The sequence below is a fragment of the Bradyrhizobium sp. MI1.10 genome (genome assembly GCF_055811035.1).
This window is the reverse complement of sequence record NZ_JBVVPN010000025.1, coordinates 22,718-44,447: the sequence shown is the minus strand read 5'-3', so window position 1 is coordinate 44,447 and position 21,730 is coordinate 22,718. Positions and strand designations below refer to the sequence as shown.

18 protein-coding genes are annotated in these 21,730 nt (G+C 65.0%); 12 read left to right on the top strand and 6 right to left on the bottom strand.

Features of this window, described 5'->3' with window-relative positions:
• Positions 1-12: 12 nt before the first annotated feature.
• Genes AC0L3K_RS24970 through AC0L3K_RS24955 form a run of 4 tightly spaced genes read left to right on the top strand, consistent with a single transcriptional unit; the run spans position 13 to position 5,208 of the window.
• Entirely contained in the window at positions 13-504 is a 492-nt protein-coding gene (locus tag AC0L3K_RS24970; protein ID WP_473367073.1) for a (2Fe-2S)-binding protein, read from the top strand.
• Between the two features lie 2 nt (positions 505-506).
• A complete protein-coding gene (locus AC0L3K_RS24965) occupies positions 507-2,894 on the top strand; it encodes a xanthine dehydrogenase family protein molybdopterin-binding subunit (protein ID WP_219681212.1) in 2,388 nt (795 codons plus the stop codon).
• Between the two features lie 11 nt (positions 2,895-2,905).
• Positions 2,906-3,703: an FAD binding domain-containing protein gene (locus AC0L3K_RS24960; protein ID WP_473367072.1), complete on the top strand. Its 798-nt coding sequence runs from the start codon at positions 2,906-2,908 to the stop codon at positions 3,701-3,703.
• A 17-nt stretch (positions 3,704-3,720) separates the two neighbouring features.
• Positions 3,721-5,208 carry an amidase gene (locus AC0L3K_RS24955; protein ID WP_473367071.1) on the top strand — a complete coding sequence of 496 codons (1,488 nt, stop codon included), beginning with the start codon at positions 3,721-3,723 and terminating at the stop codon, positions 5,206-5,208.
• A 3-nt stretch (positions 5,209-5,211) separates the two neighbouring features.
• On the opposite strand, the gene AC0L3K_RS24950 is transcribed toward AC0L3K_RS24955, so the two are convergent.
• Positions 5,212-6,111 (bottom strand): LysR substrate-binding domain-containing protein, encoded by a 900-nt coding sequence (locus AC0L3K_RS24950; RefSeq protein ID WP_027519799.1) that lies wholly within the window; start codon positions 6,109-6,111, stop codon positions 5,212-5,214.
• Positions 6,112-6,313: 202 nt separating this feature from the next.
• Here AC0L3K_RS24950 and AC0L3K_RS24945 point away from each other — a divergent pair, with 202 nt between their 5' ends.
• Positions 6,314-7,111: a fumarylacetoacetate hydrolase family protein gene (locus tag AC0L3K_RS24945; protein WP_473367070.1), complete on the top strand. Its 798-nt coding sequence runs from the start codon at positions 6,314-6,316 to the stop codon at positions 7,109-7,111.
• Between the two features lie 193 nt (positions 7,112-7,304).
• Here the strand turns inward: AC0L3K_RS24945 and AC0L3K_RS24940 are convergent, their stop codons facing one another.
• Both AC0L3K_RS24940 and AC0L3K_RS24935 read right to left on the bottom strand, forming a co-directional pair.
• Positions 7,305-8,156 carry an HpcH/HpaI aldolase/citrate lyase family protein gene (locus AC0L3K_RS24940; RefSeq protein ID WP_473367069.1) on the bottom strand — a complete coding sequence of 284 codons (852 nt, stop codon included), beginning with the start codon at positions 8,154-8,156 and terminating at the stop codon, positions 7,305-7,307.
• Positions 8,156-8,608 (bottom strand): MaoC family dehydratase, encoded by a 453-nt coding sequence (locus tag AC0L3K_RS24935; protein ID WP_473367068.1) that lies wholly within the window; start codon positions 8,606-8,608, stop codon positions 8,156-8,158. Before AC0L3K_RS24935 ends, AC0L3K_RS24940 begins: the two co-directional genes overlap by 1 nt.
• Positions 8,609-8,837: 229 nt before the next feature.
• On the opposite strand from AC0L3K_RS24935, the gene AC0L3K_RS24930 reads away from it, so the two are divergent.
• Positions 8,838-10,004: an acyl-CoA dehydrogenase family protein gene (locus AC0L3K_RS24930; RefSeq protein WP_007595760.1), complete on the top strand. Its 1,167-nt coding sequence runs from the start codon at positions 8,838-8,840 to the stop codon at positions 10,002-10,004.
• Between the two features lie 61 nt (positions 10,005-10,065).
• On the opposite strand, the gene AC0L3K_RS24925 is transcribed toward AC0L3K_RS24930, so the two are convergent.
• From AC0L3K_RS24925 to AC0L3K_RS24915, 3 genes are all read right to left on the bottom strand, one after another.
• Positions 10,066-11,652 carry an AMP-binding protein gene (locus AC0L3K_RS24925; RefSeq protein WP_473367067.1) on the bottom strand — a complete coding sequence of 529 codons (1,587 nt, stop codon included), beginning with the start codon at positions 11,650-11,652 and terminating at the stop codon, positions 10,066-10,068.
• A gap of 33 nt (positions 11,653-11,685) precedes the next feature.
• Complete coding sequence (gene upp / locus AC0L3K_RS24920) at positions 11,686-12,321, bottom strand: uracil phosphoribosyltransferase (protein WP_354127265.1); 636 nt, start codon at positions 12,319-12,321, stop codon at positions 11,686-11,688.
• 191 nt (positions 12,322-12,512) lie between these two features.
• On the bottom strand, positions 12,513-12,980 hold the full coding sequence (locus AC0L3K_RS24915) for a hypothetical protein (RefSeq protein ID WP_473367066.1): 468 nt from the start codon (positions 12,978-12,980) through the stop codon (positions 12,513-12,515).
• 484 nt (positions 12,981-13,464) lie between these two features.
• On the opposite strand from AC0L3K_RS24915, the gene AC0L3K_RS24910 reads away from it, so the two are divergent.
• From AC0L3K_RS24910 to AC0L3K_RS24885, 6 genes are all read left to right on the top strand, one after another.
• Positions 13,465-13,554 carry a K(+)-transporting ATPase subunit F gene (locus AC0L3K_RS24910; RefSeq protein ID WP_007595755.1) on the top strand — a complete coding sequence of 30 codons (90 nt, stop codon included), beginning with the start codon at positions 13,465-13,467 and terminating at the stop codon, positions 13,552-13,554.
• 31 nt (positions 13,555-13,585) lie between these two features.
• On the top strand, positions 13,586-15,289 hold the full coding sequence (gene kdpA, locus AC0L3K_RS24905) for a potassium-transporting ATPase subunit KdpA (protein ID WP_473254533.1): 1,704 nt from the start codon (positions 13,586-13,588) through the stop codon (positions 15,287-15,289).
• A gap of 49 nt (positions 15,290-15,338) precedes the next feature.
• Complete coding sequence (gene kdpB, locus AC0L3K_RS24900) at positions 15,339-17,453, top strand: potassium-transporting ATPase subunit KdpB (protein WP_473367065.1); 2,115 nt, start codon at positions 15,339-15,341, stop codon at positions 17,451-17,453.
• 106 nt (positions 17,454-17,559) lie between these two features.
• Complete coding sequence (locus tag AC0L3K_RS24895; RefSeq protein WP_473367064.1) at positions 17,560-18,162, top strand: K(+)-transporting ATPase subunit C; 603 nt, start codon at positions 17,560-17,562, stop codon at positions 18,160-18,162.
• Between the two features lie 37 nt (positions 18,163-18,199).
• Positions 18,200-20,923 (top strand): DUF4118 domain-containing protein, encoded by a 2,724-nt coding sequence (locus tag AC0L3K_RS24890; RefSeq protein WP_473367063.1) that lies wholly within the window; start codon positions 18,200-18,202, stop codon positions 20,921-20,923.
• Complete coding sequence (locus tag AC0L3K_RS24885; RefSeq protein WP_219681184.1) at positions 20,920-21,609, top strand: response regulator; 690 nt, start codon at positions 20,920-20,922, stop codon at positions 21,607-21,609. The genes AC0L3K_RS24890 and AC0L3K_RS24885 overlap by 4 nt, the downstream gene beginning before the upstream one ends.
• Positions 21,610-21,730 lie beyond the last annotated feature (121 nt).

Genomic DNA, 21,730 nt, shown 5'->3' with positions numbered 1-21,730 from the left:
GCGCACAGGAGTATGATCGTGCAGATATCCTTCACACTCAACGGACGGCCAACCACTGTCGATGTCGAACCGGCGATGCTAGTCGCCGAGCTGCTGCGCGAGCGGCTCAACCTCACCGGTACCCATATCGGCTGCGACACCAGCCAGTGCGGCGCCTGCGTGGTGCACCTCGACGGCCTGCCGGTGAAGAGCTGCACACTGCTCGCGCCCGCGCTCGACGGTGCGACGCTGCTCACCATTGAAGGGCTCCAGGGCGAACCTGGTTCGAACCGGCTGCATCCGATGCAGGAAGCGTTTCGCGAGCATCACGGCCTGCAATGCGGCTTTTGCACGCCCGGTATGCTGATGACAGCGGTGGCGCTCGCGACCGAGAAGCCGGACCTGACGGAAGCCGACGTCCGTCACGGCCTCGAAGGCAATATCTGCCGCTGCACCGGCTATCAGAACATCGTCGTCTCGGTCATGGCTGGCGCTGCCGCCATGAACACCGCGAGGGGAGAGTGACCATGGGCAATGTGATCGGGATCGGCGCTTCACCCAAACGGAAAGAGGACCAGCGCTTCCTCACCGGCCGCGGCAATTACGTCTCCGACATCAAGCGTCCCGGCATGACGGCGGGTGTGTTCGTGCGCTCGCCGCACGGACACGCGATCCTGCGCGGCATCGACAAGAGTGCGGCGCTCGCATCGCCCGGCGTCATCGCGGTCCTGACCGGCGAGGATGCCGCCGCCGACAAGCTGGGCTCGCTGCCCTGCGGCTGGGGTATCTCGGATGCCAAGGGCGTGCCGATGAAGGAGCCGCCATTCCCGATGCTGGCGCAGGGCAAGGTGCGCTTCGTCGGCGACATGGTGGCCTTCGTCGTCGCGGAGACGCCGGCGCAGGCCAGCGCGGCGGCCGAACTGCTCACGGTCGATTACGAGGTGCTGCCCTCAGTGGTCGGCGTGCTCGAAGCCGTGCGGCCCGGCGCGCCGCAATTGTTCGACGACGTGCCGAACAACCTCTGTTGCGATTGGGAGCTCGGCGACAAGGCCGCGGTCGAGACTGCGTTCCGGAAAGCGGCGCATGTCGCAAAGCTCAGCCTCGTCAACAACAGGCTGATCGGCAACCCGATGGAGCCGCGCGCGGCGATCGCCGAATACGAGCCCGGCACCGATCGCTTCACGCTGTGGACCACCAGCCAGTTCCCGCATGTCGTACGCTTCCTGATGGGCGCGCTGGTGCTGAACATTCCGCAGCACAAGCTGCGCGTGGTCGCGCCCGATGTCGGCGGCGGCTTTGGAGTCAAGCAGTTCCACTACGGCGAGGAGGCCGTGATCACCTGGGCCGCCAAGCGCGTGATGCGGCCGATCAAATGGGTTGCGAGCCGCTCCGAAGGCTACGTCTCCGATCGCCACGGCCGCGATCACGTCACCGAGGCCGAACTCGCGCTGGACGAGACCGGGAAGTTTCTGGCCTTCCGTGTCAACACGCTCGCCAATATGGGCGGCTATCTCTCGACCTTCGGGCCGAACATCCCGACCAATCTCTACGGGCCGCTGCTCGGCGGCGTCTACACCACGCCAGCAATCTACTGCAACGTGAAGGTGGTGTTCACCAACACCGTTCCGGTCGACGCCTATCGCGGCGCCGGCCGTCCCGAGGCGACCTTCGTGCTGGAGCGAATCGTCGACGTCGCAGCCAGCGAGATGGGGATCGACCGCGTCGAGATTCGCCGACGCAACATGATTCCGAAGGAGGCCTACCCGTATCAGACGCCGGTGCTGGTGCAATACGATTCCGGCGATCCGATGGGGTGTCTCGATGGCGCCCTTGTCGCGGCCGACGTCAAGAACTTCGGTATCCGCAAGGCGGAGTCGGCGCGCAGGGGCAAATTCCGCGGGCTCGGCTACTCGACCTATGTCGAGGCCTGCGGCCTCGCACCGTCGCGCTTCGCGGGACGATTGGGCGCGCGCGGCGGGCTCTATGAGAGCGCCACGGTGCGGGTGCATCCGACCGGCCAGGTCACGGTCATGATCGGCACCCACAATCACGGCCAGGGCCACGAGACGACGTTCGCGCAGATCGTCTCGGAAAAGCTCGGCGTCGCGTTTGACAATGTCGACATCGTGTTTGGCGATACCGATCGCGTGCAGTTCGGCATGGGTACCTATGGCTCGCGTTCGCTGGTGGTTGGCGGCGCGGCGCTGTCGAAGGCGACCGACAAGGTGGTCGCGAAAGGCAAGAAGATCGCGGCGCATCTGCTTGAAGCGGCCGAGATGGATATCCAGTTCGAGGCCGGAAAATTCTCGGTCGCAGGCACCGACCGCATGAAGACGTTCGAGGAGATCGCGGGCGCCGCCTACGTGCCGCACGACTATCCGCTCGAAGTGCTGGAGCCGGGACTCGAGGAGCAGGCTTATTACGATCCCGTCAACTTCACCTATCCCGGCGGCTGTCACATTGCCGAGGTCGAGGTCGATCCGGAAACCGGCACGGTGACGCTGGTCAATTACACCGCGGTCGACGACGTCGGCACGGTCATCAACCCGATGATCGTCGAGGGCCAGTTGCACGGCGGCATCGTGCAGGGCGTCGGTCAGGCGCTGTACGAGAACGCGGTCTATGACGAGGGCTCGGGCCAGCTGCTATCGGGCTCGCTGATGGACTACTGCATGCCGCGCGCCGACCACATGCCGATGATGAACATCTCGACCCATTCGACGCTGTGCACGCACACGCCGATGGGCGTGAAGGGTTGCGGCGAGGTCGGCACCATCGGTTCGCCGGCTGCGGTCATCAACGCGGTGGTCGATGCGCTGTCGCATCTCGGCGTCACCCATGTCGACATGCCGGCGACGCCGAACCGGATTTGGCGCCTGCTTCAGAATGCATCGCTGCCGGTCGCTGCGGAATAGGGAGGACAATCATGAAACCGTTTGCCTATCACCAGCCGGACCGGATTCCCGACGCTGCCAAACTGCTGACCTCGATCGAGGACAGCAAGCTCGTCGCCGGCGGCATGACGCTGATCCCGACGCTGAAGCAGCGGCTGGCCAGCCCGCCTGCCTTGATCGACCTGTCGAAGCTCGGGAATCTGAAGGGCATCACCGACGGCGGCGCCACCATCACCATCGGTGCGATGACGCCACACGCGGTGGTGGCCGCCTCGAAGCTGGTGCAGGGAAAGATTCCCGGTCTCGCCGCGCTGGCGTCGATGATCGGCGATCCCGCCGTGCGCATCCGCGGCACGATCGGCGGTTCGGTCGCGAACAACGATCCGGCGGCCGATTATCCGGCAGGTGTGCTGGGCCTTGGCGCGACCGTCGTCACCAGCACGCGCGAGATCGCGGCCGACGGGTTCTTCCGCGGCCTGTTCGAGACCGCGCTCGAACCTGGCGAGATCATCACCGCGATCCGCTTTCCCGTACCGCTCAAGGCGGGCTACGCCAAGTTCAAGGCGCCGGCGTCGCGCTATGCGCTGGTCGGCGTGTTCGTGGCGAAATTCGCCGATGGCGTTCGCGTGGCCGTGACCGGAGCGGGCTCCGGCGTATTCCGCGTTCCCCCGATGGAAGAAGCGCTGTCTCGAAGTTTCGATCCGTCCGCGATCGCGGCGATCAAGATCGACACCGAGGGCCTCACTTCGGACATCCATGCCGAAGCCGACTACCGTGCGCATCTCGTCACGGTCATGGCCAAGCGCGCCGTCGACGCGGCGCTCAGCTAGCTCTTTTAGGGTTGATGATGACTGATGGTTCCGGCCGAACGGCCATCCCGCCGGCGCCGACTGGTCTTGGCTCGCTTTCCGCAACCGAGATCCTGGCCGGCTACCGGCGCAAGGCGTTCACTCCGCGCGATGTCGTCGACGACACCATTGCCGCGCTGGAGGCGACGAACGAGGCCTGCAACGCGGTGGTGACGCCGATGTACGAGCAGGCGAGGGCGGAGGCCGATCGTCTCACCAGGGAGATGCGTGCCGGCGAGGCCAAGGGGCCGCTCGCCGGTATACCTGTGACGATCAAGGACCTGGTCTTTGTCGCAGGCGTGCCGGCCTATGGCGGCTCGCCGACGAACAAGGCATTCGTGCCCGATGCCGATGCGGCCGTTGTCTCGGCGCTGAAGGAGGCGGGTGCAATCGTCACCTGCAAGACCACGACCTGCGAGTCCGGTTACAAGTTGACGGCGGACAGCCCGGTCACCGGCACCACGCGCAATCCCTGGAACCCCGGTCGCACCAGTGGCGGATCGAGCGGCGGCGCGGCGGCGGGCGTTGCCGCCGGCTGCGGTCCGATCGCGATCGGAACGGACGGCGTGGGCTCGATCCGCGTGCCTTCGTCTTTTTGCGGAGTGTTCGGCCTCAAGCCGACCTTTGGCCTGGTGCCGCGTTCACCCGGCTTCTCGCCACCGTCCTGGGGCTCGCTCGCGCATACCGGGCCGATCACGCGCACGGTCGCGGATGCCGCGCTGACGCTGGAGATCATCGCCGGCTACGATCTGCGCGATCCCGCGAGCCTGCCGGTGGCGGCGCGGCGGTTTGATACGAAGGCGGCGCCGTTGAACGGCATTCGTATCGGCGCCAGCGTCGATCTCGGCTACGCCGCCGTCAGCCCCGATGTGCGCGCGGCGTTCGGCAAGGCGTTGGCCATTCTCGATGCCTGCGGCGCGCAGGTCACCATGGATGGTCCGGGCCTCGATCCCGGCATCCTCGAGCACACGCTGAAGCCGATCGCCTTTACCGAACAGGCGGCGGCTGTCGCGAGCAAGACCACGGCCGATCTCGCCAGCTCCGAAGCAGATTATCTTGACGTCATCAGTGCCGGTCGGCGCTACAGCGGCACGGACTATATCGAAGCGGGGTATCGCCGCGGCCAGGCTCGCAGCGGCTTCCTGAAGCTTTTCGAGCGCGTCGATGCGCTGGTGACGCCGACCGTCGCGGTGACTGCGTTCGAGGCCGGCCGTCTCGGCGTCGAGACGATCGACGGCGGGAAGGTCGATCCGCATCTCGGCTGGTCGCCCTTCACCTGGCCGATCAATCTCGCCGGCCTACCGGCCGCGACGCTGCCCTGCGGCTTCGATCGCGAGGGAATGCCGATCGGCTTGCAGATCGTCGCTGCCTGGCTCGACGAGCCCACGATCTTCCGCATCGCCGCTGCGTTCGAAGCGGCGCAGCCCTGGGCAGCGTTCTGGCCGTCACTGGCGCTCCGCGAAAAGCCGGCGCGCGCGAAGGCATGAAGCTCAGGACAGCTCGATCGGGTCGCCGCGGCCGCTGAGCTCCTCGTCGAGCCGCAGATAGTGCGCGAGATAGTCGTGCAGCGCGGTCGCCGCCTTCGAGGTCGCGCCGCTCGACTTGTAGAGCAGCAGCTCGATCTTCGGCAGCGGCGGCAGGCCCTCGTTCGGGCCGATCTCGCGCATCGCCGGGACCAGCGCGCTGCGGCCGAGTACGGTCACGGCCATGCCGGCGAAGGCCGCCGCCTGAAGGCCGCCGACGCTTTCGCTGACGCAGGCGATGCGCCAGCGCAAATTCGCACGTTCCAGCGTGTCGATCGCGTAGTCGCGATAGATGTTGCCCGGAGGCAGCAATGCCAGCGGAATGGGCCGCTCCTGGTGCGCGGCGGACTGCTCGCCGGTCATCCAGACCAGTTGCTCGCGTCGCACTACCTGGCCGCCCGTAAAATCGTTCATGCGGGTGACGAGCGCGATGTCGACATCGCCGCGCTTGACCAGGCCCACCAGCGGCGTCGAGAGCGCGCAATTGAGCTCGACCTGGACGCGCGGGAAGGATTTTCGGAACACGCTGAGGATCTGCGGCAGCATGAAGGCCGCATAGAGGTCGGGCGTGCCGAGCACGACCTGACCCTCGATCTCCTGCGACGCCAGTTGCGAAATCAATTCGTCATGCAACCGCAGGATGGATTTGGCGTAGGTGAGAACCGTGGTGCCGTCCTCGCTCAGCGTCAGCCGGCGCCCGGCATGCTCGAACAATTGCTTGCCGGTGAGCTCCTCCAGCCGCTGCAATTGCAGGGTGATCGCCGGCTGGGTGCGGCCCAGCCGCCGCGCGGTCTCGGTAATGCTGCCGGTCTCGACCACGGAGATCAGCGACCGGAGCATGCGGATATCGAGGCTGATGAGGTTCATGCGGCATCCATGTCGCCCAGAATTTATGCAAGTTCCATGCTAGTGGCGAAAGGGAGCCGGTTTGGAAGGCGCGGCTGCAGGTGGCCTGTTCTCGTCGATCAGAGGACGTGCCGGTGCAGCATTGGTGGCATACTGAATATTGATTATCAGGCGGGTCGGCGCGCATGATGCGCCCAACGAACATAAAAAGGGAGCACAAAACATGAAAGAGATCTCACCAACGCGACGAGAGCTGCTCGCAATTGCCGCGGCCGCAGGTGCTGTCTCGATCGCGGAAGTTGCGCCGGCTGCGGCGCAGACCGGGCCGAAGCCGATCTTTCCAGTGCCGATGGTCACCATCCCGATCGTCGGCGAAACCCAGGTGTTCCAGGTCCGACGCATCTACTGCATCGGGCGCAACTACGCGGCGCATGCGATCGAGCGCGGCTCGGACCCGAACCGCGAGCCGCCGTTCTTCTTCCAGAAGCCGACCGACGCAATCCAGAACGTCGCGATCGGCGAGGTCGCCGATCATCCCTATCCGTCGCTGACCAAGAACTATCACCACGAGGTCGAGCTGGTCGCCGCGCTGAAATCCGGCGGCAGCAACATCCCGGCCGAGAAGGCGCTCGACCACGTCTATGGTTACGCGCTCGGCCTCGACATGACCCGGCGCGATCTCCAGAACGGCATGGCCGCGGAGAAGAAGCCCTGGGAGATCGGCAAGAGCTTCGACCACGCCGCGGTGCTCGGCCCGATCCACCCGGCCAGCAAGACCGGCCATTTCGACAAGGGTGCCATCTCGCTCGCGATCAACGGCACAGTGAAGCAGAGCTCGGATCTCAGCAAGATGATCTGGAGCGTGGCCGAGCAGATCGCAAAGCTGTCGGAAGCATTCGAGCTCAAGGCCGGCGACATCATCTATTCCGGCACGCCCGAGAATGTCGGCCCGGTCATGAAGGGCGACGTGCTCTTGTGCAAGCTCGACGGCTTGCCGGACATGTCGATCAAGATCGTCTAGCGGCGGGCTTCCGCTCTCCCCAACTGCGTAACCTGAGGGGCGAGACGTTTTCGCTTCGTCATGCCCGGGCTTGTCCCGGGCATCCACGTTCTTGGGCGCCGGTTGTGTGGAAGCCCGTGAATGGCCGGGACAAGCCCGGTCACGACGACGCTGAGAGTGGCCTCGATCCCTTGTCGCAGCGCGGCGTCCTGCTCTAGCTCTGGCCGAGAATCTTCATCGCAGCACGAAGATGCGGCTTGTCGATCATCTGTCCGTCGAGGCGCAGTGTGCCGGAGTTCGGATTGTTCGCGAACGCCGCGATCACCTTCTCCGCCCAATTGCGCTCGGCCTCGGTCGGCTCGAACGCCGCGTTGACCACGTCGACGTGCTTGGGATGGATCAGCGCTTTCGCCGAAAAACCGTCACGCCGCGCCGCGCGCGTTTCTTGTTCGAGCCCCGCCAGATTGTCGATGTCGGTGTAGACGGTGTCGATCGGCGCGACCTCGGCCGCGGCGGCCGCCATCAGGCAGAGATCGCGCGCCAAGCGATAGGGGCTGTGGAACACGCCGCCTGAGGCCTTTTCAGTAGCGCCGAGCGAGGCCGAGAGATCCTCCGCGCCCCACATCAGGCCCGCGAGGCGAGGAGAGCAGCCCTTGTAGCTGCCGAGCCCGAAGATCGATCCTGCGGTTTCGGTCGCGACGCAGACGATGCGCGTTGCGCCGATGGCGATGCCAGCCGCAGCCTCCAAAGCTTCGAGCCAGGTCGCGACCTGCCGAACGTCGTCGCCGCCCTGCGATTTCGGCAGCACGATGCCGTCGGGCTTGCCTGGAATCACCGCGGCGAGGTCGGCGAGCGTCATGCCGGTGTCGAGCGCGTTGACGCGGACATAGAGCTGATGGGGTTTGTTGCGGCCCTTCAGCATCGCCAACGTCAACCCGCGCGCCTCCGGCTTCTTGTCGGTGACGACCGAATCCTCGAGGTCGATGATCAGCGCGTCGGCGTTGCCTTCGCTGGCCTTCTCGAATTTGCGCGGGGAGTCGCCCGGCACGAACAGCATCGAACGCATCAGACCGGCCTCTTGTGCATCATCGCCATGCGGCGGCATTTGCCGACGATTTCGTCGTTCTGGTTGAGAGCGTGGTGCTCGAACTCGACGATGCCCGCCTTGGGGCGCGATTTGGATTCCCGCAACGAAAGCACCTTCGTCGTCGCCCGCAAAGTGTCGCCATGGAAGACCGGTTTCGGAAAAGTGACGTCGGTCATGCCCAGGTTGGCAATGGTGGTTCCCATGGTCGTATCATAGACCGTCATGCCGATCATGATGCCGAGGGTGTAAAGGCTGTTGAAAATGCGCTGGCCGAACTCGGTCTGGGCCGAAAAATGCGCGTCGATGTGCAGCGGCTGCGGGTTGAGCGTCAGCAGACTGAACATGGTGTTGTCCATCTCCGTGACGGTCCGGGTCAGGGGATGCCTGAACTCCTGGCCCACGGAAAAGTCTTCGAAATAAAGTCCCGCCATTGCGGTCTTCCTCCCTGCGAAATAACGGCGCGCCCGCACGGTCGCGCCGCATGATCCCATGCATGGTACACACAGTTGGCAGGCAAATTCACGTATCTGTACCCGGTTTTTCAAGCTAAAGAACGCAAGCGAGGGCACGTCCGGGTACGGTCATCGGCCACGGCCCTCGCATGGGAAACGCGAAGAGGCGGGAGATTGCGCGGGCGCGGCTCCCAGCAAGGAGACCATCATGGATTTCGCGCTCACGGATCAGCAGGAGGCCATTCGCGACGCTATCGCGAAGATCTGCGAAGACTTTCCCGACGCCTATTGGCTGAAGAAGGACCACGACGGCGGTTTTCCGCACGACTTCCATAAGGCGCTCGCCGACGCGGGCTGGCTCGGCATCTGCGTGCCGGAGGCCTACGGCGGCTCCGGCCTCGGCATCACCGAGGCCGCGATCATGATGCGCGCCATCGCGGAATCCGGCGCCGGCATGTCCGGCGCATCCGCGGTGCACATCAACGTGTTCGGCCTCAATCCCGTGGTCGTGTTCGGCACCGAAGAGCAGCGCAAGCGCATGCTGCCGCCAATGGTCGAGGGCCGCGAGAAGGCGTGCTTTGCCGTGACCGAGCCCAACACCGGCCTCAACACCACCCAGCTCAAGACCCGCGCGGTGGCCAAGAACGACCGCTACATCGTCAACGGCCAGAAGGTGTGGATCTCGACCGCGCAGGTCGCGCACAAGATCCTGCTGCTGGCGCGCACCACGCCGTTGGAGGAGGTGCGCTCGCCGACGCATGGGTTGAGCCTGTTCTATACGGACTTCGATCGCAACAGGATCAAGGTCCACGAGATCGAGAAGATGGGCCGCAAGGTCGTCGATTCCAACGAGCTGTTCTTCGAGGATTTCGAGATCCCCATGGAAGACCGCATCGGCGAAGAAGGCAAAGGCTTCCAGTATATCCTCGAGGGCATGAACCCGGAGCGCATTCTGATCGCAGCGGAAGCCGTCGGTCTCGGCAAGCTCGCACTGTCGCGCGCGACCGAATACGCCAAGACCCGCGTGGTGTTCAACCGGCCCATCGGCAAGAACCAGGGCATTCAGCATCCGCTGGCCGTCAACTGGGTGGAGCTCGAGGCGGCCTGGCTGATGGTGATGTCGGCGGCCTGGCAATACGACAAGGGCATGCCTTGCGGCGGCGCCGCCAATGCCGCGAAATACATTGCGGGTGAGGCCGGATATCATGCCTGCGAGCAGGCGGTGATGACCCATGGCGGCTTCGGCTATGCCAAGGAGTTCCACGTCGAGCGCTATTTGCGCGAGGTGCTGATCCCGCGCATCGCGCCGGTCAGTCCGCAGCTTGCGCTCAGCTTCATTGCGGAAAAGGTGCTGGGGCTGGCCAAGTCATACTAGGCTTGAGCGCGCACCATTGTGGGGCGCTGCGATGGTCGCCTCCAAGCGAAGCCCATAGACGTTATTCGGCAGCGATCCGCTCCATCGCCACGGCTCGAAGCCGGGCGCGCTGGATCTTGACGCCGTTGGCACTGTCGGTGACGGGGAAAGCTTCCACGACATAGATCCGCGCCGGGACCTTGTAGCCGGCCAGCCGCTCGCGCAGACGCGCGATCAACGCGTCCTGCTGCGGCGGCTCGTGGTGGGGTTCCCGGGCGGGGATCACGAAGGCAACGCAGCGGGCGTTTCCCTTCAGATCGACCGCGACGACCTGGGCGTCGGCCACACCAGCGCACGATTTGAGTTCGTCTTCGATCTCGCCGGGCGCGACCAGGAAGCCGCCGAGCCGCATGGCATCGCCCGCGCGGGTTTCGTAGACGAAGGAGCCGTCGCCGCGCAGCCGGCCGATATCGCCGGTGCGGAAGAAGCCATCCGCGGTGATGGCGTCGCGCGTCGCGTCGGGATTGTTGTAGTAGCCCAGGAAGCGCGACGGCGCGTTGATCTCGATCTCGCCTGAGAGACCTGAAGCCGCGAGCTCGCCGGTCTCGGTGTCGCGCACACGGACCTTGGCCTCCGGCGACATCGGCCAGCCGCCGCCCTCGATGCGATCTGTGAAGGCGTCACTCGAGCGTGCGATCGAGAACAGCGCCTGCACCTCGCTCGAACCGTAGAGGCCGTGCAACGGCATGCCGCGCGCCTCGGCCTCGGCAGCGAGCTCGCGCCAGCCGGGCTGGAACGCGGCAAAGCCGCAGAGTTCGAGATGCGGAAACGGATGCGGCGCCTCGGTGAGGGCGAGGATGCGGCGGAACATCTCGTCCGAGCCAAAGGCATGCGTGATCCCGCACTGGCGGAGAAGCTTCAGCGCCGGCGCGGCCTCGAAGGCGTCGAGCACATGGACGGTCGCGCCCGCTGCGACGAAGCCGAGCAGGCTCGTCATGCCAAATGTGCCGCAGAACGGCAGCATGGCCAGCAGCGCATGGCGCTGTGGCGAGAGTTTGAGCGCCTTGGCAACGGAGGCGGCGTGCGTGGCCAACGTTCGCTGCGAATGCGCGACAAGCTTCGGTCCCTTGGTGGTGCCCGATGTCGTGTAGAGCAGAACCGGCAGATCGAAATCATCCTGAGCAGGCGGGGCAGGCGGATAGCGCTTCTCGAAGGCATCGAGGCGCACGCAGGGCCATTGGGCGGGAATCTCATCCGCGCCGACCACCGCGATCTCTCGCAGCGCAGGCACCTCGTCCTTCGCAATGTCGGCGAGAATAGCGACAAAGTCGATCGAGCGGAACGCGGCTTCGATCACCATCAGACGGGCGCCGGACAGCTTCAGGAGATGCGCGACCTCCGCGCTGCGGTAGCGCGTATTGACGGCGGCGACGATTGCCCCAAGCCGGGCGGCCGCGAACAGCAGCGGGATCCATTCGATCCGGTTGACCAGCCAGACCGCGACGACATCGCCCTTGCCGATACCGCGCGCGGCAAGCCAGGCGGCGGTCTGCTCGATCTTTTCCGAGAATTCCGCGCGCGAGACCGGCGTGCCGTCGAACACGAAGGCCGGGTCGGCGGCGGCTTCGGTCCGGATCAGCGATTGCAGCGAAAATTCGTTAGCGCTCATGGCAACCGGACTAACCCGATCGCGCGAACCTGTCTACTTGGTGCCGAACATCCGGTCGCCGGCGTCGCCCAGCCCCGGCACGATGTAGCCGTGGTCGTTGAGCCGCTCGTCGATCGCGGCGGTCCAGACCGGCACGTCGGGATGCTCACTCTGGAACTGCGCGATGCCTTCAGGCGCGGCCAGAAGGCAGACGAAGCGGATGTCGCGGGCGCCGCGCGCCTTCAGCAGCGAGGCGCCGGCGCAGGCCGAGTTACCGGTCGCCAGCATGGGATCCATCAGGATCACGGTGCGGTCCGACAGGTCCTGCGGCGCCTTGAAGTAATATTCCACGGCCTGCAACGTCTCGGGATCGCGGTAGAGCCCGATATGGGCGATGCGCGCCGAGGGCATCAACGCCAGCATGCCGTCGAGGAAGCCGACGCCGGCGCGCAGGATCGGCGCCAGCGTGAGCTTCTTGCCGGCGATCTTGGGCGCCCGCATTGGCGAAATCGGCGTCTCGATATCGACCAGCTCCAGCGGCAGGTCGCGCGTCACCTCGTAGCCGAGCAGCATCCCGATCTCGTTCAGGATCTCGCGAAAGCTCTTGGTCGAGCGGTCCTTCTCCCGCATCAGGGAGAGCTTGTGCTGGACCAGGGGATGGGCGACCACGTTGACGTTGCTGATGCTCATGAAACCGATCTACACGGTTCCGTGAAACTGCGCCAGATCGGCCGAGTGTTTTTGGCCACGCCTTTTAGCGTGCCTCTTGGCCACGGAGCCGGTTGCTCGCCCCGTAGGCAGCCATGGTCAATTCGCGGTCGATGCGCCTGAGGGCTTATGCTCCGAGGCTGCGCGCCACGACTGTGATGACAAGCGGCGGACTAGCCGAAATTTTCGCAGCCGACCGGCTCATAGAGCGGGTCAGACGCGGGACGAACAGTGGGAACGCTCGGACGCGAAACTTCCAGGGCCAATGCCTCGACCTCGATGAAAGCCGACAGCAGCGCCAGCGAAAGATCGACGTGGCTGGCCTCGACCGCGGCGTCGAGCCAGTCCGGCAACTCACGTTCGCGCGAGAGCGCACAGTGCCATTCGCCCTCGTCATAGGCGATGCGGCGGACCTGCCATAGCGGCAGCTCCAGCTCTACCAGCGCCAGCGTGGCATCGGCCCAGGCCTCGACATCGATCAGGCGCATGATGCGTGCGGTGCGTTCGCTTGGTCCAAGCGAAGGGAAGCGGCGGCAGACGTGCGCGATGATGTCGAGCATCAACGGCCGCGTCATCGCCTGCGTGTTGCGCAAGCGGTCGCTGAGTGACGGCAGTTCGTGGTGTCGGCGTGCGGCGGTCATGTCAGGCCTCCTGGAATTGGCGTCGGTCAGTCGGCCGGCCTCTCCAAGATGGCGAAAAGGGCATTTGAAAACGAGATGGGGACGGGGCGGGAGATATAGGGATTTCATAAGTGTGGGATGGGGCGGTGGCGCGCCATTCTTCGCCGGGACGACGATGTGATGTGCCTCGCGAGCGTTGTCCGACCACGCCGTCAGCCCCGGCCCTTTATGAGATTCCTATAACTTCGCCACGGCCTTCGTCTCGAAAACCTATGACCGCGATGGCACTTCAGCCCGGTCAAAAGTCCCGGTAGGCGCCGTGGAATGCACCGGCATTTCCTTTCACGCGCCGACCGGGTCTCCCGAGAAACGGTTGCGCCGAAATCAAGGGCGCAACGAGGAGTATCTCCATGATGGACATTCTGATGCTGGCGCTCGGCTTCGCCTTCTTCGCGCTCGCGATCGGTTACACCTACGCCTGCGAACGGCTTTGAGGGAGCGGACCATGATCTTCGATTATTCGCTCGCTGGCGTCGTCTCGCTCGGCCTCCTGTTCTACCTCACTTACGCGCTGCTGCGGCCCGAGCGATTCTGACCGTGCTCACGAAGCCTGAAGGGTTGATTCCATGACTATGATCGGTTGGCTCCAGATCATTCTCTTTTGCGTCATTATCGTCGCGCTCGTAAAGCCGCTCGGCTGGTACATGACGAGCGTGTTCAACGGCGAGCGGACCTTCCTGTCGCCGGTGCTGCGTCCGATCGAGGCCGGCATCTACTGGTTCTCCGGCGTCGACGAGAAGCGCGAGCAGCATTGGCTGACCTATACGGTCGCCATGCTGCTGTTCCATGTCGGTGGCTTCCTCATCATCTACGGCGTGATGCGTTTGCAGGCGATCCTGCCCTTCAATCCAGCAGGCCAGGCCGCGGTCGCCGAGGATCTCTCCTTCAACACCGCGATCTCCTTTATCACCAACACCAACTGGCAGAACTACGGCGGCGAGAGCACGCTGTCCTATCTCGTGCAGATGCTCGGCCTGACGCACCAGAATTTCTTGTCGGCGGCGACCGGCATCGCGCTGGCGGTGGCGCTGATCCGTGGCTTCTCGCGTGCGTCGGCACGCACCGTCGGGAATTTCTGGGTCGATGTCACCCGCTGCACATTGTACGTCCTGCTGCCGATCTGCATCGTCTACACGCTGTTTCTGGTTTGGCAGGGCATACCGCAGACGCTTGGCGATTATGTCGATGCGACAACGCTCGAAGGCGCCAAGCAGACCATTGCGGTCGGCCCGGTCGCCTCGCAGGTCGCGATCAAGATGCTCGGCACCAATGGCGGCGGCTTCTTCAATGCCAACGCCGCGCACCCCTTCGAGAACCCGACCGCGCTGTCGAACTTCGTGCAAATGCTGTCGATCTTCGCGCTCGGCGCGGCGCTGACCAACGTGTTCGGCCGCATGGTCGGCAACCAGCGCCAGGGCTGGGCAATCCTGTCCGTGATGGGCGTGCTGTTCGTCGCTGGGGTCGCCGTCACCTATTGGGCGGAAGCCAGCGGCACTTCGACCATGCACGTGCTCGGGCTGACCGGCGGCAATATGGAGGGCAAGGAGGTCCGCTTCGGCATCGTCGCGTCCTCGCTGTTCGCCGTGATCACGACGGCCGCCTCCTGCGGCGCGGTCAACGCCATGCATGACAGCTTCACCGCACTCGGCGGCATGATTCCGCTGATCAACATCGAGCTCGGCGAAGTCATTGTCGGCGGCGTCGGCGCCGGCATGTACGGCATGCTGCTGTTCGTCATCCTCGCGATCTTCGTGGCGGGCCTGATGGTCGGCCGCACGCCGGAATATGTCGGCAAGAAGATCGAGGCGCGCGAGGTCAAGATGGCGATGCTCGCGATCCTGGTGCTGCCGCTGATGATCCTCGGCTGGACCGCGGTCGGCGTGGTCTATCCGGCGGCGGTCGCCTCAATGGCGAATGCCGGGCCGCACGGCTTCACCGAGGTGCTCTACGCCTTCACCTCGGCGACCGGCAACAACGGCTCGGCCTTCGCAGGCCTCACCGGCAACACTTTCTTCTACAACCTCACGCTGGCAAGCGCGATGTTCGTCGGCCGCTTCTTCATGATCATCCCGGCGATGGCGATTGCGGGTTCGCTGGCCGCCAAGAAATCGATCCCGCCGTCCGCGGGCACCCTCCCGACCACGGGCGGGCTGTTCGTCGGCCTCGTTGTCGGCGTGATTCTGATCATCGGCGGCCTGACCTTCTTCCCGGCCCTCGCTCTCGGTCCCATCGTCGAGCATCTCGCGATGAACGCCGGCCAAGTGTTCTGACCAGCGAGTGTTCTGATCGACCGCCTTCTGACTGTTCGGAGTGACCTCCATGGATACCATGAAACTGCAAAAACGCGCGTCCGTCTCGGCGATGCTCGATCCCAAGATCGTCGTGCCTGCGATCCGCGCGTCCTTCGCCAAGCTCGATCCGCGCTTGATGATCAAGAATCCCGTGATGTTCGTGGTCGAGATCGTGGCCGCGCTCACCACTGTGATCTTCCTGCGCGATCTCGTCACGGGCGGTGGGAATCTCGGCTTTACCTTCCAGATCATCGTCTGGCTCTGGTTCACGGTGCTGTTCGCCAACTTCGCCGAAGCGGTGGCCGAAGGCCGTGGCAAGGCGCAGGCGGAATCGCTGCGCAAGACCCGCACCGAGAGCCAGGCCAAGCTGCTGACCGGCGCCGGCCTGGCCTTCAATCTCGTGCCGGGGACCAGCCTCAAGGTTGGTGACATCGTGCTGGTCGAGGCCGGCGATACCATCCCCTCCGATGGCGAGGTGATCGAGGGCGTTGCTTCCGTCAACGAAGCCGCCATCACCGGCGAGTCCGCACCCGTGATCCGCGAATCCGGCGGCGACCGTTCGGCGGTGACCGGCGGCACCCAGGTGCTGTCCGACTGGATTCGCGTGCGGATCACGGCAGCGCAAGGTTCGACCTTCATCGACCGCATGATCAAGCTGGTCGAGGGCGCTGAACGAGCAAAGACCCCGAACGAGATCGCGCTCAACATCCTGCTGGCCGGCCTCACCATCATCTTCGTGTTCGCAACCGTCACCATCCCGAGCTACGCGGCGTATGCCGGCGGCTCGATCTCGGTGGTTGTGCTGGTCGCGCTGTTCGTGACGCTGATCCCGACCACGATCGGCGCGCTGCTGTCGGCAATCGGCATCGCCGGCATGGACCGCCTGGTCCGCTTCAACGTGCTGGCGATGTCCGGCCGCGCCGTCGAGGCCGCCGGAGACGTCGACACGCTGCTGCTCGACAAGACCGGAACGATTACACTCGGCAACCGCCAGGCGACCTCCTTCCGCCCGGTGCGCGGCGTCACCGAGCAGGAGCTCGCGGACGCGGCCCAGCTCGCCTCGCTTGCCGACGAGACCCCGGAGGGCCGTTCGATCGTGGTGCTGGCCAAGGAGAAATACGGCATCCGTGGCCGCGACATGGCCGAGTTGGGAGCCACCTTCATCCCGTTCACGGCGCAGACCCGCATGAGCGGCGTCGACGCCGGCGGCTCGTCAGTGCGCAAGGGCGCGGTCGATGCCATCCTCAACTATGTCGGTGGTGGTGCACCGCTGGTGGTCGCCTCAGGCAACACGGCTCGTTCCATCCAGCCCGCCGGGCTCTCGGACATCGGTCGCGAGATCCAGACCATTGCCGACGACATTTCGAAGGCCGGCGGCACGCCGCTGGCGGTCGCCAGGGACGGTAGGCTGCTCGGCGTCATCCAGCTCAAGGACATCGTCAAGGGCGGCATCCGCGAGCGCTTTGCCGAGCTGCGGCGCATGGGCATCCGCACCGTCATGATTACCGGCGACAATCCCATGACGGCCGCCGCGATTGCAGCGGAAGCCGGCGTCGACGACTTCCTGGCGCAGGCAACTCCCGAGGACAAGCTCAAGCTGATCCGCGACGAGCAGGCCAAGGGCAAGCTGGTAGCGATGTGCGGCGATGGCACCAACGATGCGCCGGCGCTCGCGCAAGCAGACGTCGGCGTCGCCATGAACACCGGCACCCAGGCGGCCCGCGAGGCCGGCAACATGGTCGACCTCGATTCCAATCCGACCAAGCTGATCGAGGTGGTCGAGATCGGCAAGCAGCTGCTGATGACGCGCGGCGCGCTGACCACCTTCTCGATCGCCAACGACGTCGCGAAATATTTCGCGATCATCCCGGCGATGTTCCTGGCGTTCTACCCCCAGCTCAACGTGCTCAACGTCATGAACCTGTCGAGCCCGCAGAGCGCCATCCTGTCGGCGATCATCTTCAACGCGCTTGTTATCATCGCGTTGATCCCGCTGGCGCTCAAGGGCGTCGCTTATCGCGCGGTCGGGGCGGGCGCATTGCTCCGGCGCAACCTGCTGATCTACGGCCTCGGCGGCATCGTCATTCCCTTCATCGGCATCAAGGCGATCGATCTCTTGGTCGTTGCCTTGCACCTGGCTTAACCCGTCATTGCGAGGAGCGAAGCGACGAAGCAATCCAGACTGCCTCTGCGGAAAGATACTGGATTGCTTCGCTTCGCTCGCAATGACGGAGAAATAGGAGAAACACATGCTCAGAGAAATCCGCCCCGCCATCGTCCTGCTGCTGGTGCTTACCGCCATCACCGGACTTGCCTATCCGCTCGCGATGACCGCTATTGCCGGCGCGATCTTCCCCGCGCAGGCGCAGGGCAGCCTGATCGAGAAGGACGGCAAGGTGGTCGGCTCCGCCCTGATCGGGCAGGAGTTCAAGGACGACAAATATTTCCACGGTCGCCTCTCGGCGACAGTGGCGTCGGACCCGAACGATTCGACCAAGACGGTACCGGCGCCCTACAACGCCGCCAATTCGGGTGGCTCCAATCTCGCTCCCACCAGCAAGGCGCTGGCCGACCGGCTGAAGGAAGATGTGGACAAGCTCAAGGGCGAGAACCCCAATGTCGCCGTGCCGGTCGACCTCGTGACGACCTCGGCCAGCGGCCTTGATCCGGATATCTCGCCGGAAGCGGCGGAATTCCAGGTGCCGCGCGTAGCGAAGGCGCGAAACGTGCCGGAGGATCAGGTCAAGCAAATGGTGGCTTCCAACATCCAGGGCCGCCTGCTCGGCCTGATCGGCGAGCCCCGGGTCAACGTGCTGGCTCTCAATCTCGCGCTCGATCGTGCCACGAAGTAGTCTAGGCTAGGTCCGCGCGGATGATTATATTGACCTGATGGTCCGAGAGCGCCGCGATCCCGAACAACGTCCTTCGCCCGAGGCGCTGCTGGAAGCCGCGCGCCGGGAGGAGGGCGTGAGCGGCAAGCTGAAGATCTTCGTCGGCGCCGCTCCCGGCGTCGGCAAGACCTACGAGATGCTGCAAAGCGCCCACGCCAGGCGCAAGTCAGGCATCGACGTCGTGGTCGGCTTCGTCGAGACCCATGGCCGGGCCGAGACTGAGGCGCTGGTGCGCGGGCTGGAAGTGATCCCGCGCAAGAAGCTCGATTATCGCGGCCAGACTGTCGAGGAAATGGACCTCGACGCCGTGATCGCGCGCCGGCCGAAAATCGCGCTGGTCGACGAGCTCGCCCACACCAATGCCGCCGGCAGCCGCCATCCAAAACGCTATCTCGATGTCCAAGAACTGCTGTCCCATGGCATCGACGTCTACACCGCCGTCAATATTCAGCACATCGAGAGCCTGAACGACGTCGTTGCGCAGATCACCCATGTGCGGGTGCGGGAGACCGTGCCGGATTCGGTGTTCGACCGCGCAGACGCCATCGAACTGATCGATCTCACGCCGGACGACCTGATCCAGCGGCTGAAAGAGGGCAAGGTCTATGTCTCCAGGCAGGCCGAGCGGGCGCTGGAGCATTATTTCTCGCCGGGCAACCTGACCGCGCTGCGCGAACTCGCGCTGCGGCGCACGGCCGAGCGGGTCGACGAGCAGCTGCTCACCCACATGCAGGCGAATGCGATCGCGGGTCCCTGGGCCGCAGGCGAGCGCATCCTCGTCTGCGTCAGCGAAGATCCGCGTGCGGCCAGCCTTGTGCGCTACACCAAGCGGCTGGCCGACCGGCTGCACGCGCCGTTCATCGCGGTCTCGATCGAGACGCGGCGCTCGCTCCAGCTCTCCGACGAGCAGCGCGACCGACTGGCCGATACGCTGCGGCTCGCGGAATCGCTTGGCGGTGAGGCGCTGACGATTCCGGGCGTCGGCCGCCGCCTCGCCGACGACGTCGTCAACTTCGCGCAGGGCAACAACGTCACCCAAATCGTGATCGGCAAGTCGACGCGCTCGCTCTGGTTCGAGATGACGCGCGGCTCCGTCGTGCACGATCTGGTGCGCCGCGCCGGGAACATCAGCGTGCATGTCATCCCTGGCGATGAGCTCACGAGCGAGCCGGCGCCAAAGACGGCGGTGCAGACTGCAACGCGATCGGAGCCGTTCGATGCGCGGCCCTATCTGAAGGCTCTCGGGATCACCGCACTTGGCCTCGCTGCTGCCGTGGCCATCAAGCCGTATTTCGGCATTGAGAACGTCGACCTGATGTTCCTGACCGCCGTGGTGACCGTTGCCGTGCGCTACGGATTGTGGCCGTCGTTACTTGCGAGTGTCGCGGCATCACTCGCCTACAATTTCTTCTTTCTGCCGCCGGTCTATACCTTCACCATCACCGATCCGACCAATGTCGCGGCGTTCTTTTTCTTCATGCTGATTGCGTTCGTGGTGTCGAACGTCGCGGGGCGGGTCCGCACCCAGGCCGATGCTGCGATCGGTCGCATCCGGACCACCGAGCAACTCTATGCATTCAGCCGCAAGCTCGCCGGTACCGGCACGCTCGACGACGTGCTGTGGGCGACCGCCTACCAGATCGCGCTGATGCTGAAAGTCCGCGTGGTGCTGCTGTTGCCGGAGGACGGCCTGCTCACGGTGAAGTCGGGCTATCCCCCCGAAGACGATCTCGATCAGGCCGACCTTGCCGCCGCCAACTGGGCCTGGAGCAACGACCGCCCTGCAGGCCGCGGCTCGGACACGCTGCCGGGTGCAAAACGGCTGTTCCTGCCGATGCGCACCGGGCGCGGCCCGATCGGGGTCATCGGCATCGACGACGACCGCACCGGTCCCTTGCTGACGCCGGACCAGCGCCGGCTGCTCGATGCGCTGGTCGACCAGGGCGCGCTGGCGATCGAGCGCGTGCTGCTGGTCGAGGACGTCGATCGCGTCAAGCGCTCCGTCGAATCCGAGCGGCTGCGTTCCGCATTGTTGACGTCGATTTCACACGACCTGAAGACGCCGCTCGCATCCGTGCTGGGTGCAGCCTCGACCATGCGCGATCTCGCCAGCGCGCTCTCCGACACCGAGAAGCGCGACCTGCTCGCGACGGTCATCGACGAATCCGAACGGCTCAACCGCTTCATCGCCAATCTGCTCGACATGACCAAGCTCGAATCCGGGGCCATCGTGCCCAACACTGCGTTGCACGATCTCGGAGAGATCGTCGGCAGCGCGCTCCGGCGGGCAGCCAAGATCCTCACCGCCCACAAGGTGGAGCTGGAGTTGGCCGCAGACCTGCCTATGCTCCAGCTCGATGCGGTGCTGTTCGAGCAGGTGCTGTTCAACCTGCTCGACAACGCCGCCAAATATTCGCAGCCCCACGCGGTGGTCTCGATCCGCAGCCGGCGCGACAGCGATCATGTGGTGCTCCAGATTGTCGACGAGGGCGACGGCATTCCGTCGGAGGAGCTCGAGAGCGTGTTCGACAAGTTTTATCGCGCGCAGAAGGGCGACCATGTCCGTCCCGGCACCGGGCTCGGGCTCGCCATCTCCCGCGGCTTCGTCGAGGCGATGCATGGCACGATCTCGGCCGCGAATCGCAGCGACCGGAGCGGCGCGGTTCTGACCATCCGCCTGCCCATTCCGGCCCCGACCCACGCATTGGATACCGCCGCATGAGCGCAGCCCCGATCAAGGTGCTGGTCATCGACGACGAGCCGCCGATCCGCAAATTGCTGCGGATGGGGCTCTCGACGCAAGGCTATGAGATACTGGAGGCGTCGAACGGCAAGACCGCGCTGGAGAAGCTCAGCGAGGGCCCCGCGCTGATCATCCTCGATCTCGGCCTTCCCGACATCCAGGGCCATGAGCTGCTGCGCACCATCCGCGCCCGCAATGACGCGGTGCCGATCGTGGTGTTGTCGAGCCGTGGCGACGAGGCCGGCAAGGTGGAGGCGCTCGATCTCGGGGCCGACGATTACCTGACAAAGCCGTTCGGCATGGACGAGCTGCTGGCGCGCCTGCGCGCGGCGCTGCGGCACCAGCTTCAGATCCAGGGCGAACGCCCGGTGTTTCGTGCCGGCGATCTCTCGGTCGATCTGGTGCGCCGGATCGTGAAGGTCGGCGAGCGCGACGTCAAACTGTCGCCGAAGGAATATGACCTCCTGCGTGTGTTGGTGCAGCACGCCGGCAAGGTGCTCACTCACCGCTTCCTGCTGAGGGAGCTCTGGGACGAGTTGACCGACGCGCAATATCTGCGCGTCTATGTCCGCCAGCTCCGGCAGAAGATCGAGGCCGATCCGGAACGGCCGCAATATGTGCTGACGGAGACGGGGATTGGGTACAGGCTGAAGGCGGGGGATTAGGCTGCCCACGTGCGACGGGCGGCGCAAGCCTGCATCAGCATCGTCATTTGGGGCGCCCCGGAGCCAAGCCCCCGGGCGGCCCGGGAAAATAAAGGGTTTGTGGTGGGCGGGGGGCCGAAGG